17 protein-coding genes are annotated in these 15798 nt (G+C 75.6%); 8 read left to right on the top strand and 9 right to left on the bottom strand.

The window, feature by feature from the left end:
- Window positions 1–62: 62 nt before the first annotated feature.
- Window positions 63–398: an anti-sigma factor antagonist gene (locus ABD671_RS14170; RefSeq protein WP_344734068.1), complete on the bottom strand. Its 336-nt coding sequence runs from the start codon at window positions 396–398 to the stop codon at window positions 63–65.
- Window positions 399–593: 195 nt separating this feature from the next.
- On the opposite strand from ABD671_RS14170, the gene ABD671_RS14165 reads away from it, so the two are divergent.
- Window positions 594–2984 carry a DEAD/DEAH box helicase gene (locus ABD671_RS14165; RefSeq protein WP_344734067.1) on the top strand — a complete coding sequence of 797 codons (2391 nt, stop codon included), beginning with the start codon at window positions 594–596 and terminating at the stop codon, window positions 2982–2984.
- Here the strand turns inward: ABD671_RS14165 and ABD671_RS14160 are convergent.
- The 7 genes from ABD671_RS14160 to ssd all read right to left on the bottom strand — a co-directional run bounded on the left by ABD671_RS14160 (window position 2913) and on the right by ssd (window position 8109).
- Window positions 2913–3332, bottom strand: a complete 420-nt coding sequence (locus ABD671_RS14160; protein WP_344734066.1) for an Rv3654c family TadE-like protein — start codon at window positions 3330–3332, stop codon at window positions 2913–2915. The two genes, ABD671_RS14165 and ABD671_RS14160, sit on opposite strands and share 72 nt — an antisense overlap.
- Window positions 3329–3661: a TadE family type IV pilus minor pilin gene (locus tag ABD671_RS14155; RefSeq protein ID WP_344734065.1), complete on the bottom strand. Its 333-nt coding sequence runs from the start codon at window positions 3659–3661 to the stop codon at window positions 3329–3331. Before ABD671_RS14155 ends, ABD671_RS14160 begins: the two co-directional genes overlap by 4 nt.
- A 92-nt stretch (window positions 3662–3753) precedes the next feature.
- Window positions 3754–4140: a DUF4244 domain-containing protein gene (locus ABD671_RS14150; protein WP_344734064.1), complete on the bottom strand. Its 387-nt coding sequence runs from the start codon at window positions 4138–4140 to the stop codon at window positions 3754–3756.
- Window positions 4141–4209: 69 nt separating this feature from the next.
- Window positions 4210–4929 (bottom strand): type II secretion system F family protein, encoded by a 720-nt coding sequence (locus ABD671_RS14145; protein WP_344734063.1) that lies wholly within the window; start codon window positions 4927–4929, stop codon window positions 4210–4212.
- Window positions 4926–5753: a type II secretion system F family protein gene (locus tag ABD671_RS14140; RefSeq protein WP_344734062.1), complete on the bottom strand. Its 828-nt coding sequence runs from the start codon at window positions 5751–5753 to the stop codon at window positions 4926–4928. The genes ABD671_RS14145 and ABD671_RS14140 overlap by 4 nt, the downstream gene beginning before the upstream one ends.
- Window positions 5750–6967, bottom strand: coding sequence for a TadA family conjugal transfer-associated ATPase (locus tag ABD671_RS14135; RefSeq protein ID WP_344734061.1), 1218 nt, complete (start codon window positions 6965–6967; stop codon window positions 5750–5752). The genes ABD671_RS14140 and ABD671_RS14135 overlap by 4 nt, the downstream gene beginning before the upstream one ends.
- Window positions 6964–8109: a septum site-determining protein Ssd gene (ssd, locus tag ABD671_RS14130; protein WP_344734060.1), complete on the bottom strand. Its 1146-nt coding sequence runs from the start codon at window positions 8107–8109 to the stop codon at window positions 6964–6966. The genes ABD671_RS14135 and ssd overlap by 4 nt, the downstream gene beginning before the upstream one ends.
- Before the next feature lie 172 nt (window positions 8110–8281).
- Between ssd and ABD671_RS14125 the strand changes: the two genes are divergently transcribed.
- The gene (locus ABD671_RS14125; RefSeq protein WP_344734059.1) at window positions 8282–9070 is read left to right on the top strand and encodes an HAD family hydrolase; all 789 of its coding nucleotides are present in this window, start codon (window positions 8282–8284) and stop codon (window positions 9068–9070) included.
- 291 nt (window positions 9071–9361) lie between these two features.
- Here ABD671_RS14125 and ABD671_RS14120 read toward each other — a convergent pair whose 3' ends face one another.
- On the bottom strand, window positions 9362–10090 hold the full coding sequence (locus ABD671_RS14120; protein ID WP_344734058.1) for a Fic family protein: 729 nt from the start codon (window positions 10088–10090) through the stop codon (window positions 9362–9364).
- Between the two features lie 93 nt (window positions 10091–10183).
- Here ABD671_RS14120 and ABD671_RS14115 point away from each other — a divergent pair, with 93 nt between their 5' ends.
- The 6 genes from ABD671_RS14115 to ABD671_RS14090 all read left to right on the top strand — a co-directional run bounded on the left by ABD671_RS14115 (window position 10184) and on the right by ABD671_RS14090 (window position 15657).
- Window positions 10184–11083 carry a class I SAM-dependent methyltransferase gene (locus tag ABD671_RS14115; protein WP_344734057.1) on the top strand — a complete coding sequence of 300 codons (900 nt, stop codon included), beginning with the start codon at window positions 10184–10186 and terminating at the stop codon, window positions 11081–11083.
- 46 nt (window positions 11084–11129) lie between these two features.
- The gene (locus ABD671_RS14110) at window positions 11130–12272 is read left to right on the top strand and encodes a sensor histidine kinase (protein WP_344734056.1); all 1143 of its coding nucleotides are present in this window, start codon (window positions 11130–11132) and stop codon (window positions 12270–12272) included.
- Window positions 12269–13042, top strand: coding sequence for a LytR/AlgR family response regulator transcription factor (locus ABD671_RS14105; protein WP_344734055.1), 774 nt, complete (start codon window positions 12269–12271; stop codon window positions 13040–13042). The genes ABD671_RS14110 and ABD671_RS14105 overlap by 4 nt, the downstream gene beginning before the upstream one ends.
- The gene (locus ABD671_RS14100) at window positions 13039–13416 is read left to right on the top strand and encodes a hypothetical protein (RefSeq protein ID WP_344734054.1); all 378 of its coding nucleotides are present in this window, start codon (window positions 13039–13041) and stop codon (window positions 13414–13416) included. Before ABD671_RS14105 ends, ABD671_RS14100 begins: the two co-directional genes overlap by 4 nt.
- On the top strand, window positions 13413–14963 hold the full coding sequence (locus tag ABD671_RS14095) for a sodium/solute symporter (protein WP_344734053.1): 1551 nt from the start codon (window positions 13413–13415) through the stop codon (window positions 14961–14963). Before ABD671_RS14100 ends, ABD671_RS14095 begins: the two co-directional genes overlap by 4 nt.
- Window positions 14964–15294: 331 nt before the next feature.
- Window positions 15295–15657 (top strand): DUF485 domain-containing protein, encoded by a 363-nt coding sequence (locus ABD671_RS14090; protein ID WP_344734052.1) that lies wholly within the window; start codon window positions 15295–15297, stop codon window positions 15655–15657.
- Window positions 15658–15798 lie beyond the last annotated feature (141 nt).

Genomic DNA, 15798 nt, shown 5'->3' with positions numbered 1-15798 from the left:
CCGTGGGCAGGGGTCGGCGACCTCCCCCGGAGCGCCGGAGGGAGGCATCGATGAGGGCGCGGTCAGCCCGCGAGCGCCGCCTCGACCGAGTCGTGGATGACGAAGACCTTGGCCAGGCCGGTGATGCGGAAGATCTTCAGCAGGCGGTCCTGGGTGCAGACCAGCTGGAGCGAGCCCTGGTTCGCGCGGACCTTCTTCAGGCCGCCGACCAGCACGCCCAGGCCGGTGGAGTCGAGGAACTCGACCGCCTCCATGTCGATGATGAGGTCGTAGACGCCGGCACCGACGAGCTCGGTGATCTTGTCGCGCAGCTTGGGAGCCGTGTAGACGTCGATCTCGCCGCCGACGGACACGATGGTCCTGCCATCGGTCTCGCGCGTCGTCAGGGTGAGGTCCACGGGGTACTCCTCGGATTACCGTCAGCAGGTCCGGAACCGCTCCGGGGACGCGTGCTCTTGCGACGGACGCCCCGAACGGGTCCAGGTGTATGAAACCACGCAGGCGTGCACCGCGGGCAAAATGCAACACACCCGCCCGGCGCCCCGCGACCGTTCCGCGCCGTGGTTGTCGGCGGTGGTTGGCAGACTCCCCCTGTGACGACCCGGAGCCCCGCCGCACCGCCGGGCGAGCTGCTCGAGCGGCTCGCCGCCCGGCCCGGGCGCGCCGAGCGACTCACCCACGTCGAACGGCTCGATGCCCGCGAGGCGCGCACCGCGCCGTGGCCGACCTGGGTCGCGCCCGACGTCACCGCGGCCTTCGCCGCGCGGGGCATCACCGAGCTGTGGGTGCACCAGGCCGCGGCCGCCGACCACGCCCGCCGGGGCGAGCACGTCGTCCTGGCCACCGGCACGGCGTCCGGGAAGTCGCTGGGCTACCAGCTGCCGGCCCTCACCGCGATCCGCGAGGGCCGCGGTCCGCGCGGGCAGCGGGGCGCCGGCGTCCTCTACCTGGCGCCGACCAAGGCGCTGGCCCACGACCAGGCCGGCGCGCTCGAGGCGCTGGGGCTCGACGTCCGCATCACGACCTGCGACGGCGACAGCAGCCGCGAGCAACGCGACTGGGCGCGCGAGCACGGCGAGTACGTGCTCACCAACCCCGACATGCTGCACCGCTCGATCCTGCCGCGCCACGACCGCTGGGCGGGGTTCCTGCGCACCCTGCGCGTGGTCGTGATCGACGAGGCGCACCACTACCGCGGCGTGTTCGGCGCCCACGTGGCGCAGGTGCTGCGGCGACTGCGGCGGGTGGCCGCGCTGTACGGCGCCGACCCGGTCTTCGTGCTCGCCTCGGCCACGATGGCCGACCCCGACCGCACCGCCGAGCGGCTGCTCGGGATGCCGGCGCGGGCGGTGGTCGACGACGGTTCGCCGCGCGGTCCGCTGACCCTCGGCCTGTGGGAGCCGCCCTTCACCGAGCATCACGGCGAGAACGGCGCACCCGTGCGCCGTTCGGCCAACGCCGAGGCCGCCGACCTGCTCACCGACGCCGTGCTCGACGGCGCGCGGGCGCTGGCCTTCGTGCGCTCGCGCCGCGCGGCCGAGCAGGTCGCGGCCACCACCGCCGACATCCTCGCCGAGGTCGACCCGGCGCTCGCCGGTCGGATCGCGGCCTACCGTGGCGGCTACCTGCCCGAGGAGCGGCGCGAGATCGAGGCCGCGTTGCGCAGCGGGCGTCTGCGGGCCCTCGCCACCACGAGCGCGCTCGAGCTGGGCATCGACGTGCACGGCCTCGACACGGTCGTGCTGGCCGGCTTCCCCGGCACCCGCGCGGCGCTGTGGCAGCGCATCGGGCGTGCGGGCCGCGACGGCGCGTCGGCCACCGCGGTGCTGGTGGCCCGCGACGACCCTCTCGACACCTATCTCGTACGGCACCCCGAGGCCCTGCTCGACCGACCGGTCGAGGCCACGGTCTTCGACCCCGCCAACCCGCACGTGCTCGGGCCGCATCTGTGCGCCGCCGCCCAGGAGGCGCCGCTGACCCGCGCCGACCTCCCGCTCTTCGGCCCGACCGCCGGCGAGGTCGTCGAGCGGCTCGTCGAGCTGGGTCTGCTACGCAAGCGGCCGCGCGGCTGGTTCTGGACCCATCCGGGTCGCGCGGCCGATCTCGCCGACCTGCGCTCGGCCTCGGGCAGCACCGTGCAACTGCTCGAGGCGGGCACGGGGCGGGTCGTCGGCACCGTCGACGGCGGCAGTGCCGACGCGACGGTGCACGAGGGCGCGGTCTACGTGCACCGCGGCGAGACGTGGGTGGTCGAGGAGCTCGACCTGACCGAGCACGTGGCGGTCATGCGCAGCGCCGAGGTCGACCACTCCACCTCCGCCCGCTCGGTCACCGACATCCGCATCGTGGCCGAGCACCGCTCCCGCGACTGGGGGCCGGTGCGGCTCGCCTTCGGCGAGGTCGACGTCTCCACCCAGGTGGTCAGCTACCTCGTGCGCGACCAGCGCAGCGCCGAGGTGATCGCCGAGGAGCCGCTCGACCTGCCGGTGCGCACCCTGCGCACCGCAGCCGTGTGGTGGACCGTGCCCGAGGAGACCCTCGAGCAGGCGGGCCTGGCCCAGATCGACCTCGCCGGGGCAGCCCATGCCGCCGAGCACTGCTCGATCGGTCTGCTGCCGCTCATCGCCACCTGCGACCGGTGGGACATCGGCGGGGTCTCCACCGTGCTGCACCCCGACACCGGACACCTGACGGTCTTCGTGCACGACGGTCACCCGGGCGGGGCGGGGTTCGCCGAGCGCGGCTTCACCGCCGCCCACGCCTGGCTCACCGCCACCCGCGAGGCGATCGAGGCCTGCGGCTGCACCGAGGGGTGTCCCTCCTGCGTGCAGTCGCCCAAGTGCGGCAACCAGAACAACCCCCTCGACAAGGCCGGCGCCCTCGCGCTGCTCGACCTCGTGCTCGCCGCCGCCTCACCCGACACTCCCGAGCCCGCTGATCGGGCCGGGCCCACCGGGTCGGACGGGCCCACCGGGCACGAGTGACGACGGACCGGCCCGCGCCCGGCCGGTGAGCGTCGCCGGCGGCCCCAGCCAGTGATCGGCGTCGACCTCCACGGTCACCGAGGCCGCGAGCCCAGCGCCGTCGAAGGTGCACGAGGTCAACCGGGCACCGTTGCGCTCGGCGATCGTCGAGGCCGGAGCGCACGAGCGCGCCGCGGCGGCCGCGAGGGCCGCGAGGTCGGCGGCCGACTGGGCGATCCGATGCGAGCGGACCAGACCGACGGCCTCGGTGCACGCGCAGCCGAGGAGGAGCAGGACGACGGCGAGGCCGGTGGCGAGCACGGTGGCCGCTCCGCGCTCCTCCCGCCGCCGGTCGCACCGGGGGGTCACGGCTCCTCCGCCGCGGCGACGGCGGTGGCGCCGACGCGGACGTCGGGGACCAGACGGCCGAGGAGGCCGCCCGGTCCGCCGGCGTCGGCCTCGACCCGCACGACCACCGCCCCGGACTCCGTCGAGCGCTCCACGCTCGCACCCGCAGGCGCCACCCGCAGCGCGAGTTCCTGCGCCTGCGGCCAGGTGTCGCCGCGGGCGGTGGCGCGGGCGGCCTCGCGGGCCGCGTCGGTCACCCGCACCTGCGCGAGACCGACGGCGAGCAACCAGACCAGCCCGGCGGCCAGCGCGACGAGCAGCGGGAGCATGAGCGCCGTCTCCGCGGTCACGGCACCGCGATCGTCCCGAGCAACCCGAGCAGCCCGGTCGTCACGGGAGGCGTCGACCCGCTGATCTCCGGCGGCGGTGGTCGGGTGCACGGTCAGCCGATGCCGAGCATCGAGAGCGCGTGGTCGAACAGGGTGCCGATCAGCTTCTCGCCGAGCCCGCCGGTGAGCATCGTGTAGAGCAGTCCGGCCAGGCCCGCGCCCGCGGCCGTGCCGACGGCGTACTCGGCAGTGGTGATGCCCTGCTCGCCTCCGCCGCGCTGCGGGTCGAGGCCGCCCCGCAGGAGGGTCAGGTGCGGTCGGCGCCGCCGGGACGGCTGCGGTGACCCGGTCGAGGGAACCGCGATCTTCTCCGCGGGGGTCGTCCGGTCCGCCGGGACCGTGCCGGCTGCGTTCGTGCCGGCTGCGTTCGTGCCGGATGCGTTCGCGGCTGTGGCCGGGCGGGCCGAGGTGGTGCGGGCGGTGGTGCTGCGGGGGGCCATGAGGGCCTCCGTTCTCTCCCGGTCGGGAGCTGGTGGGATGGATGAGCGGGGAAGCGAGGGGCGGCGACGTCAACCGGTCACCGAGGCGAGCAGCCCGACGGCCAGGGGCACGACGCCGAGCAGCAGGAACGAGGGCAGCAGGCAGAGGCCGAGCGGGACGGCGGCGCGCACCCCGACCGAGCGGGCGGCGATCTCGGCCTCGGTGCGGCGACCGCGCTCGAGGTCGGTGGCGAGGCGGGTGAGCACTCCGGAGGCGGAGGCCCCGGTCACGTGGGCCCGTTCGAAGGCGCGGGCGAGCGGCGCGAGCGCGGGGGTGGCCGCGAGATCGCTCCAGACCGCGGCCGGGTCGTCGCCGATGTCCAACCGGTCGACGGCCCGTCGCAGGTCGTCCGCGGCGACGCCGGGGAGCGCCGACGCGGCCGCGGCGAGCGCACGGGCCGGCGGGGCGCCCGCCTCGACGGCGCTGAGGACCAGGCCCGCCAGCAGCGCCAGCTGTCCGGCGGGGACCGGGGTGGTTCGGGGCCGGGCGGCACGCCGGAGGAGCACGGCGCCGACGGCGACGCCGAGCGCGGCACCGAGCGGTCCGCCCACGACCAGCCAGACCAGCACGGCGCCGCATGCGCCACCGGCGAGACCCGGGACGGGCGGGAGAGCTGGGGAGGCGTCAGGATGGTCGTCCCCGGGCTCCGGGGACGCGGCACCGGCCGCGACAGGACGCCGTGGCGGGCCGAGCAGGAGGCCGGTCGCGCCGGCGGCACCGAGCACGGCGAGCAGGGGCGCGGTGATCATCGGGCGCTCCGACTCGCGCGGTCGGCCAGGGCGTCGATCCACCCGACGCCGACCCCCGCGAGGATCAGGCCGCCGGCCAGACACGCGAGACCCGGCGGTGTCGTGAGCAGGAAGGCCAGCGGGTCGCCGCCGGTACCGCGACCGAGCAGGAGCAGACCGAAGGGCAGTGCGGCGACCAGGCGAGCGGTGGCGCGGGCGGAGGCCAGCTCCCCCTCGACCAGCTGCGCGGTCTCGCGGGCGGCGCGCAGCCCGTGGACGATGCGGTCGAGCACCGGCACGAGCGGTGCGCCGACCTGCTCGGCCAGCGCGAACCCGGCCGCGACGGCGCGGAGACCCTCCTGCCCCGGCACCTCGGCCGCTGTGCGCAGCGCACGGACGGGGTCGCCGCCCAGATCGACGGTGCCCGCGGCCTCCGCGAGCTCGGGCCAGGTGGCGGCGGCGGATCGCAGCGCCGCGGCGGGACTCTGCCCCGCCGCCAGGTCGGCACCGATCTGCTCGCACGCGGCCAGCACATGCTCGGCGGCGCGCGCCGCGGCGACCCTGGCCCGCCGGCGCCGGACCAGGTGGGCGACGCCGAGGGCCGAGCCGGCCACGATGGCCGCGAGGGGGACGGCGCGCGGCATCCGGGCGCCGACGAGCCCGACCAGGACGACCGCCACGCCCATCGCGGCGACGACGCTCGACGCGGACCCCGAGCCGAGCGCACCCGGTCGACGACGTCCGCCCCGCTCCACGGACAGCTCCGCGGATCCGCCCGGCGAGGGGAACAGGAACCACGCCGTCGCGGCGCCGCCGAGAGCCGCGCCCCACGCGAGCGCGCTCACGGCGCCCCCGCAGCGTCGTCGGCCTCCGCGGTGGCGCCGACGAGGGCGGCGAGCTCGTCGGCGGCCGGTCCGGGATCGATACGACCGCGACCGTCGACCCGGCGGTGCCGCAGGGCGGTGCGCATCTCGACCCATCCGTCGCGACCGCGGTGGGGCAGGGCGATCTCGGCGAGGCGCCGATGGCCCCGTGCGTCGCGCGCGAGGTGGAGGATGGCTCCGACACCGGAGGCGAGTTGGCTGTGGACCGCGGCCCGGTCGAGGCCGGCGGCGAGGGCGAGGGCCTCCAGCCGGGCCGGGACGTCGGCGGCCGAGTTGGCGTGGACGGTGCCGCATCCGCCGTCGTGTCCGGTGTTGAGGGCGGCGAGCAGGTCGACCACCTCCGCGCCTCGCACCTCGCCGACGACGAGCCGATCGGGGCGCATGCGCAGCGCCTGACGCACGAGCAGCCGCAGATCGAGGGCACCGGCACCCTCGACGTTGGCGACCCGACCCTCCAGGCCGACGACATGGGGGTGGTCGGGCCGCAGCTCGGCGGCGTCCTCGACGACGACGATGCGCTCGGCGGGTGGCACGAGACCGAGCAGGGAGCCGAGCAGGGTGGTCTTGCCCGTGCCGGTGCCACCGGTCACCAGGAACGCCACGCGTGCGCGGATCAGCGCGCGGACGACGCGGGCCAACCCCGGTGTCAGCGTGCCGGCGGCGACGAGGTCGTCGAGGGCCAGCGGCCGCGCACTCGGCACGCGCAGCGAGATGAGGGTGCCCGGCCGGGCCACGGGAGCCAGGACGGCGTGCAGCCGGGTGCCGTCGGCCAGCCGGACGTCGACGTGCGGGACGGCGTCGTCGAGACGACGACCGCCGGCGGCCGCGAGCCGCTGCGCCAAGCGCCGCACCTCGGGCTCGCCGCCGAGGTCGAGCGCGACGCGTTCGAGTCCCGCACCCCGGTCGATGTGCACCGCGCCGGCACCGTTGACGAGCACGTCGGTGACGCCGGGCAGGCGCAGCAGCGGTTCGAGGGGGCCGGCCCCGACGGCGTCGCGCACCAGCCGCTCGTGGACGGCGAGCACCGTGGCATCCCCCACCGGACGACCGGTCGCACGCAGCGCCTCGGCGACCGCCTGCGGGCTGAGCGGCGCACCAGAACGCGAGAGCGCGAGACGGACGGCGTCGAGGATCCCGGCCTCGAGCGAACCGGGCTCGAGGGTCTCGGTGCTCACGCCCGGTCTCCCAGCACCGTCACACGGGCGAGCACCTCGCGGGCAGCGCGCCCCAGGGGTCCACGCCAGGAGCGCACCGGCCCGGCCCCGAGATCGACGGTCTCGGCGAGCCCGCGTTGGTCGGCCATCGTGGCCAGCACCGGCAACCGCAGCGCGCGGGAGACGTCGGAGGCGGGCACGCCGCCCCCGCGGACGACGACCCGCAGCCGGTCGCGGTCGTCGCGGCCCGCCGCCCATCGGGCGGCCGAGGCCAGCCCCGCCACGGACGGCACGACGACCAGGACGACGCAGTCGCAGCGTGCGATCGCCTCGTCGACGACGGGGCCGCCGGCGCGCGGCAGGTCGAGGACGACGGTGCGATGGCCGCGCACGGCGGCCGCCAGCACCTCCCGGACGGCGAAGGCCTGGAGCGGTTCGGCGGCACCCGCCGACCACGTGAGGACGCCGAGGTCGGCCCGCCGCGGGACGGCGTCGCGCAGCGCCCGCGCGGAGAGCCGGCCGCTGGTGCGTCCGATCTCGGGCCAGCGCACCCCCTCGCGGCGCTCGAGGCCGAGGATGCGGTCGAGGCCGGGGCCGAGCGGATCGGCGTCGACGACGAGCGCCGGCCCGCTGCGGGCGGCGCGTTGGGCCAGGGCGCACGCGAAGACCGTCGCCCCGGCACCACCGGAGCCGCCGACGACGCCGATCGTGCGGGCCAGCTCGCGGCGGCCGCCCTCGGGGTCGTCGAGATCGTGCAGGTCGGCGAGCAGGTCGGCCAGCCAGCCGCCGGCGCGCGGGAGGTCGGAGACGTCCTCGGCACCGAGGGCGACCGCGGTGCGGAAGAGGTGGTCGGCGACGCCGCCCCAGGCGAGCAGGTGGACACCGGCGCGCCGCCGCAGCCCGAGCGGCACCAGTTCGGCGGCGAGATCGGCGCCGACCACGACGGCCCCGGCGCCGTTCCACAACCGCATCGCGACCGCGAGGTCGCCGGTGACGACGGGGTCGACGTCGGCCGCCGCCGCCCGACGCGCGACCTCCTCGACGAGGGCGGGCTCCCGGGTGATGACGAGCAGCGAGGCGGCGGACCCGGCGGCGGAGCCGGCAGCGGATCCGGCAGCGGTGTCGGCGGCGGTGCGGGCGCTGGCAGGGAGGAGATCGGTCATGCCCCCACGCTCGCCCCGCGGAGCCGGCAGCGGCAGGGGCTCCGGCGGATCTGGGGACGACCACGCCGACCGGGCCGCCTGTGGACGATTCGCGGCCCCTGCCAACCCCTGCCGACCCCTGCCGACCCCTGGGCCGAACCCCCGGACGCCGTCGTCCCCCTACGATGGAGGCATGCCCGCCGCGGCCTTCTTCGATCTGGACAAGACGATCATCGCGAAGTCCAGCGCCCTGGCGTTCAGCAAGCCCTTCCAGGCCGGCGGCCTCATCTCGCGTCGTGCGGTGCTGCGCTCGGCGTACGCCCAGTTCGTCTATCTCGTGGGCGGCGCCGACCACGACCAGATGGAGAAGATGCGGCACTTCATGTCGCAGTTGGTCGCCGGATGGGACGTCGCGACCGTGCGCGAGATCGTGGCCGAGACCCTCCACACCGTGGTCGATCCGCTCGTCTACGACGAGGCGGTGAGCCTCATCGAGGAGCACCACGCCGCAGGTCGCGACGTCGTCATCGTCTCCACCTCGGGCACCGAGGTGGTCGAGCCGATCGGCCGCCTGCTCGGCGCCGACCTGGTGGTGGCGACCCGGCTGGAGGAGGAGGACGGCCGCTACACCGGCGGCATCGCCTACTACGCCTACGCCGAGGAGAAGGCCAACGCGGCCCGGCGCCTGGCGGCCGAACGCGGCTACGACCTCGCCGCCAGCTACGCCTACTCCGACTCCATCACCGACGTGCCGCTGCTCGAGGCCGTCGGCCATCCGCACGCCGTCAACCCCGACCGCGAGCTGCGTCGGGTCGCGGCGGCGAAGGGCTGGCCGGTGCTGGTCTTCGACAAGCCGGTCGAGCTGCGCGGCCGCATCATGCCGGCCACCCGCCCCACCCTCGCGGTGCTCGCGGTCGGCGGGGTCGTGGCGGTCGGCGGCATCGTGTGGGCCAACGCCCGACGGCGCTCCGCGGCGTCCTGACGCGCCGCGAACAGGACGGCGACGACACGCCGACGACCCCTTGTGCGCCGGCCTCCGACAGGCGTACAACGGTGGTCACACAACTCCACAGACGTACACGCGACCGGGGTACCCACGCGGCATTCCACCCAATGTCTGGGCGCTGATCGAAGCCGGGACACTCCCGGGGCAGCAGTTGAGAGTTGCACGCCTGGTAGCCGGCGGTCACGTGTCAGCGGTGGCGCCCGGGTCGGTCCGATCGGGGCGCCACCTGCATGTCCGGGGCCGCCCCAGGAGCGGCACCGCCGGAGGTCAGACCGCGTCGCGTCGCAGCGGCGAGGCCTCGGCGCCCGCCGCGAACGCCTCGGCCGCGTAGAGCAGCCAGGAGTGCACGCCGGCGTCGCCGCCCTCGCGGAAGCCGCGCAGGTTCGACTCGTACTGCGCGCGCAGCGCCAGGTGCCCGGCCTCGGGCACGGTCAGCGACTTCTCGTCGACGCCGCGCTGCACCAGCACCAGGCGCTCGGCCGCGCGCGCGATGACGCCGTTGTGGGAGGGGAAGGGAGCCACGATCATCAGCTCGGCGTGCACCACCGCGGCCACCATCATCGCGGGCACCGCGGTGGGCCGGGTCAGCAGACCGGCGAGGTCGCGCAGCCGGGTGGCGGCATCGGCCGAGCGCGGACGCCCGAGCTCCTCGGCGGGCAGGGTGCCGGCGGCCGCCACCGCGTGCAGCCGCGCGAACGCCTGCAGGGGCGCGCGCCCCAGCAGCGGCGCGAGGCCGAGCAGTTCGGTGGAGAGCCGGACGGCGTCGGCGGCGACGGCGTCCGCCTCACCCTCGCGCACCTGCGCCAGCGTCGACCCCGACCCCTCCAGGACGGCGCTGGCGTGCGCGCCGCGCAGCAGCGACTCGGCCGTCGTCTCCGGCGAGGTGCGCCGCAGGCCCCGATCGCGCAGGACGGCGTCGATGCCGTCGCGGGCGGCAGCGAAGGCGCTCGGCACGCCCTCGAGCTGGAGCAGCCAGGACAGCGGATCGTCGCTCACGCGGCGCAAGGCTACGCGAGCGCCGGCGACACCTCCCGCGCGTCCCGGCGTCGCTCACGGGTTGAGCGCCGCGCAGCCACTAGCGTGACCCCGATGGATCCTCAGGCCGCCTCCCACCCCGAGCCCGCCCGCGCCTTCGGCCGGGTCGCCGAGGTGTACCACCGCGGCCGCCCGGGCTACCCCGAGGACGCCGTGCGGTGGCTGGTGGGCGATCGACCGGCCCAGGTCCTCGAGCTCGGCGCGGGCACGGGCAAGCTGACCGCTCGCCTGGTCGAGCTGGGCCACGAGGTGCACGCCACCGACCCCGATCCCGCCATGCTGGCGGTGCTCGAGACCGAGCTGCCCGGCGTCCGCACCACCGTCGCGGCCGCCGAGCGGCTGCCGGTGGCCGACCGCTCGGTCGACGTCGTCGTCTGCGGGCAGAGCTTCCACTGGTTCGACCACCCGACGGCGCTGGAGGAGATCGCCCGCGTGCTGCGCCCGGGCGGACGGCTCGCCGTCGTCTGGTACGAGCGCGACGAGCGGATCCCGTGGGTCAAGCGGCTGGGCCGGCTGCTGGGTCGGGTCGAGCAGCTGCGCGACCCGTCGGCACCGCTGACGGCCAACGGCCGCTACGGCGAGGTCGAGACCTCCGCCCACCGGTTCTGGCAGACCATCGACCGCGAGAGCGTGCAGGACCTCGTCGTCTCCCGCTCGCACGTCGCCCTGGCCGACCCCGACACCCGGGCCGCGCTGCTCGCGCAGGTCGTCGCGTTCTACGACGACTACGGCCGCGGCATGTACGGCATGGAACTGCCCTACATCGCCCGCTGCTTCCGCGCCGAGGTCGTCGACCAGCCGGCCGAGACCCTCGCCGTCGGCGACCACGCACCCGACGCCGGCGCGAACCCGATCGTCGACACCGGCTCGCACCCGCCGATCGCCGACGAGCTCTTCAAGGCTCCGCGCGCCCTCGACGACGACACCGGCATGCTGCTCATCGACTTCCGCTGACCGCATCTCCCGCGGCGACCGCCCGGTCTCTGGTGTGATGGGCGTCATGGGATGGCGGCGCACACGGCTCGGCTCGGAGGCCGACCGCGCCACCTTCCGCACGCTGCACACCGCCTCGCTCGCCAGTCCGGCTCTGCGGGCCGGGCTCAGCCACGAGAGCGCCGAGCGCGCCGTCCGGCATCTGCGGGCGCTGCTCGCCGGCCCCGCACTCGCGCTCACCGACACCGCCGAGGTGCTGGCCTGGGACGGCGCCGGGCACCATCACGCCGACCAGGCGGCACGGCTGGCCCGGGAGACCGTCGAGCGCGGCACCACCCGCATCGCCGACCGCGACCTGCTGCACTGCGACGTCGCGGGCTGCCCGGTCCGCACGGCGATCGCCGTCCCGCTGACGGTCGAGGAGCGCATCGTCGGCACCCTCCAGCTCTTCGCGCCCTCCCCGACCGCCGGGCAGGCGCGCGCCGCCGAGGAGGTCGCGCGCTGGGTGTCGGGCCAGCTCGACCTCGCCGAGCTCGACGCCAGCCGCACACGCCTGATGGAGGCCGAGGTGCGGGCGTTGCGCGCGCAGATCAGTCCGCACTTCATCTACAACTCCCTCGGCGCGATCGCCAGCTTCGTGCGCACCGACCCCGACCGGGCGCGCGAGCTGCTGCTGGAGTTCGCCGACTTCACCCGCTACTCCTTCCGCCGGCACGGCGAGTTCACGACGCTGGCCGAGGAGCTGCGCTCGGTGGAGCGCTACCTGCTGCTCGAGCAGGCCCGCTTCGGCGACCGGCTGCGCGTCACCCTCAACGTCGCGCCCGAGGTGCTGCCGGTCGCCGTCCCGTTCCTGTGCCTGCAACCGCTGGTCGAGAACGCCGTCCGGCACGGCCTGGAGTCCGCCGAGGACGGCGGCCACGTGCGCATCGTCGCCCTCGACCAGGGCCGCGACTGCCTCATCGAGGTCGAGGACGACGGCGCGGGCGAGGACCCCGCCCGGGTGCGCCGCGCGCTGGCCGGGGAGACCGGCGATCCGACGGACGCCGAGGGCGCCGAGCCGCATCGATCCGTCGGACTGGCCAACGTCGACGGCCGGCTGCGCGCGGTCTACGGCGACGACTACGGGCTCGTCGTCGAGACGGCACCGGGCGCGGGCACGAAGGTGATCGTGCGGGTGCCGAAGTTCGCTCCGGGGGTGCGGGTGTCATGACCGATCAGATGCCCGAGGGCCACCACGTGCTCGTCGTCGACGACGAGGCACCGGCCCGCGACGAGATGGTGTGGCTGCTCGAGCGCGACGAGCTCATCACCTCGGCCACCGCGGCCGACTCGGCCACCGAGGCGCTGCGCCTGCTGCACGACCGCCGGTTCGCGGCGGTGTTCCTCGACATCTCCATGCCCGGCCTGGACGGCATGGAGCTCGCCGCCGTGCTCGGACGGTTCAAGGAGCCGCCGCCGATCGTCTTCGTGACCGCCCACGAGCAGCATGCCGTGGAGGCCTTCGAGCTCGAGGCCGTCGACTACGTGCTCAAGCCGGTGCGCGAGGAGCGCCTGGCCCAAGCCGTACGCCGTGCGCTCGCCGCGGGCGGCGCCGACCGCCGTCCTGCCGAGGCCGCCACCGCCACGGAACTGGCCGGCGACACGCAGATCGCGGTCGAACGCGGCGGGGTGATGCGCTTCGTCGACCGCTCGGCGATCAGCCACGTCGAGGCCCAGGGCGACTACGCGCGCCTGCACGTGGGCGGCGACTCCTACCTGGTGCGCATCCCGCTCGCCCAGCTCGCCGAGGACTGGGCGGCCGCCGGGTTCGTGCGCATCCACCGCTCGACCCTGGTCTCGCTCGGCCACGTCGAGGAGCTGCGCACCGACGCCGGGCGGTGCAGCGTGCTGGTGCGCGGGCCCGGCTCCGGTGTCGAGCTCGCCGTCAGCCGGCGCCACGCCCGCGAGCTGCGCGACCTGCTGCTCAAGGTGCGCACGTGAGCGGCGCCGGCACGCCGCCCCAGCGGGTCCGGGTGACCGGGCCGCCGCGCCGTCGTCCGCCGCTGGCCCGGGCCCGCGAGGTCGACCAGGAGACGCCGCTGGGCGAGCTCTACCTCGGATCGCTGCTGCGCGACCAGCTCGCCATCGCCGTGCGCACGCTGGCGTGGATCGTCGGCGGCCTCGGCCTGCTGCCGCTGGTGTTCTTCGCCTGGCCCGCGCTCGCCGACCACGTGGTGCTCGGCGTCCCGGTGGCGTGGTGGCTGCTCGGCGTCCTGGCCTACCCCTACCTCCTGCTCGTCGGGTGGCGGCACCTGCGCCGCGCCGAACGCACCGAGGACGCCTTCACCGAACTCATGGACGAGGTCGGGAGGTGACGGCAAGCCCCGTGCCGGGCGTGGTGGCGATCGTGCTCGTCACCGCCGCCACCCTGGCCATCGGCACATGGGGGCTGCGGCTCTCGCGCACCACCAGCGACTTCTTCGTCGCCTCCCGCACCGTCGACCCGCGGCTCAACGCCTCCGCGATCGGCGGGGAGTACCTCTCGGCGGCGTCCTTCCTCGGCGTCGCCGGGCTGCTGCTCGTCTCCGGCGCCGACATGCTCTGGTACCCCGTCGGGTGGACGGCGGGCTTCCTCGTCGTCCTGGCGTTGGTCGCGGCGCCCCTGCGCCGCTCGGGCGCCTACACGCTGCCCGACTTCGCCGAGGCCCGGCTCGGCTCGCGATCGGTGCGGACGGCGTGCTCGCTGCTGGTCGTCGTCATCGGCTGGCTCTACCTGCTGCCGCAGTTCCAGGGCGCGGGGCTCACCCTCGGCGCCGCCGTCGGGGCGCCGTACTGGGTCGGGCCGCTCGTCGTCGGCGGCGTCGTGCTGGCCAACGTGACCTCCGGCGGCATGCGCAGCGTGACCTTCGTGCAGGCCTTCCAGTACTGGCTCAAGCTCACCGCGCTGCTGCTGCCGGCCGTCGTCCTCGCCCTGGTGTGGCTGGGCGACGGACGCCCCGGCGCCCAGGAGACCAGCGGCCCCTTCCCCGATCTCGTGTCGTGGTCGCGGCCCGTGGCCGAGGGCGGCGGGCAGGGGCTCTACGTCACCTACTCGGTGATCGTGGCGACCTTCCTCGGCACGATGGGGCTGCCGCACGTGGTCGTGCGCTTCTACACCAACCCCGACGGCCGCGCCGCCCGGCGCACGACGCTCGCCGTGCTCGGTCTGCTCTCGGCGTTCTACCTCGTGCCGCCGGTCTACGGCGCGCTCGGACGCATCTACGCCCCCGACCTCGCCGCCGGCGGCAGCGACGGCCTGGTGCTGCAACTCCCCCACCTCATGCTCGACGGCCTCGGCGCCGACCTGCTCACCGGGCTCGTGGTCGCCGGCGCGTTCGCCGCCTTCCTCTCCACCTCCTCCGGGCTCTCGGTCGCGGTGGCCGGCGTGCTCAGCCAGGACCTCGTCGGTCGCGACCGCGAACGAGGGCGCCTGGACGGCGTCCTGGCGTTCCGGCTGTCGGCGATCGTCGCGGTCGGCGTCCCGTGCCTGACGGCGTTGGCCGGTGCCGACGTCGGCGTGGCCCGCACCGTCGGCCTCGCCTTCGCGGTGGCGGCCTCGACGTTCTGCCCGCTGCTGCTGCTCGGCATCTGGTGGCCGCGGCTGACGGACGTCGGCGCGCTGGCCGGGCTCGTCGTCGGCGGGCTCGGCTCGGCCGGCGCCGCGGGACTCACCCTCGCCACCGACCTCGGCGACCGGCTCGACGACGCCTGGGGCGGCTGGGCGCGGCTGCTGCTCGAACAGCCCGCCGCGTGGTCGGTGCCGCTCGCGATGGCCACGATGGTGGGCATCAGCCGGGCGACTCCGCGGCGCGTGCCGCGCCACACCACGCGGTTCCTCGTGCGACTCCACGCCCCGGAGGCCGTCGAGCTCGACCGGGGGTGAGGCTCGGGCCGCGACGCGTCGCCGTCCGCTCTCGGGTGCGGGGGTCTCGCGGCTCGCTGGCGCTCGCACCTCGACCACCGGCAGCTCCCGGTCCCTGAGGTGCGAGCGAAGCGAGCCCTCCCGGTCCCTGAGGTGCGAGCGAAGCGAGCCTCGAAGGGCCGGGCACCTGCACGCCCTCGGGTGCGGGTCGCCGTCCGACCGTTCGTCGCACGCCGACGACCGTTCGGCGACGGGCCGCCCACGCTGGCCGAAGGGGGGTTCCCAGGTGCTGCCGCAGTGACCTGGGTCACTCCTACGGTGACGGGGCTCACATCCTGCAAGGAGGACCCCCGTGACCCCACCCACCGGAACCCGAGCGGCCGACACCGGCCGCGACGTCTACGACGACCTGCACGACAGTCCCGAGTTCGCCGAGCTGAAGCGGCGCTACCGCAGCTTCGTCCTCCCGGCCACCGTCGGCTTCCTGTCCTGGTACCTGCTCTACGTCGTCCTCTCCAACTGGGGCGGCACCTTCATGACCCACCGGGTGCTCGGGAACATCAACGTGGCGCTCCTCTTCGGCCTGCTCCAGTTCGTGACGACGTTCGTCATCGCCTGGCTCTACAGCCGCTACTCCACCGCCCGGCTCGATCCGTTGGCGCGCGAGCTCGACGCGCAGTTCACCGCGCGCGGCGGTCAGGCGGGGGGGCACTGACATGGACCACCAGGTGCTCACCACCGTCCTGTTCCTCGCCGTCGTCAGCCTGACGGTCGCGATCACGGTCCGGGCCAGCCGCAACACCTCCGGGGCGGCCGACTTCTACGCGGGCGGACGCTCCTTCTCCGGCTTCCAGAA

It is taken from the genome of Nocardioides fonticola, from assembly GCF_039536805.1.
GTDB classification, from domain to species: domain Bacteria; phylum Actinomycetota; class Actinomycetes; order Propionibacteriales; family Nocardioidaceae; genus Nocardioides; species Nocardioides fonticola.
Note: the sequence above shows the minus strand (reverse complement) of the source record. Positions and strands in the feature narration are given on the sequence as shown.

What these genes read in the sequence shown, in the direction of transcription:
- ABD671_RS14150 (WP_344734064.1), bottom strand. Translation starts at nt 4,140, where the DNA reads ATGGCCCCCCGCAGCACCACCGCCCGCACCACCTCGGCCCGCCCGGCC.
- ABD671_RS14145 (WP_344734063.1), bottom strand. Translation starts at nt 4,929, where the DNA reads ATGATCACCGCGCCCCTGCTCGCCGTGCTCGGTGCCGCCGGCGCGACC.
- ssd (WP_344734060.1), bottom strand. Translation starts at nt 8,109, where the DNA reads ATGACCGATCTCCTCCCTGCCAGCGCCCGCACCGCCGCCGACACCGCT.
- ABD671_RS14125 (WP_344734059.1), top strand. Translation starts at nt 8,282, where the DNA reads ATGCCCGCCGCGGCCTTCTTCGATCTGGACAAGACGATCATCGCGAAG.
- ABD671_RS14115 (WP_344734057.1), top strand. Translation starts at nt 10,184, where the DNA reads ATGGATCCTCAGGCCGCCTCCCACCCCGAGCCCGCCCGCGCCTTCGGC.
- ABD671_RS14110 (WP_344734056.1), top strand. Translation starts at nt 11,130, where the DNA reads ATGGGATGGCGGCGCACACGGCTCGGCTCGGAGGCCGACCGCGCCACC.
- ABD671_RS14105 (WP_344734055.1), top strand. Translation starts at nt 12,269, where the DNA reads ATGACCGATCAGATGCCCGAGGGCCACCACGTGCTCGTCGTCGACGAC.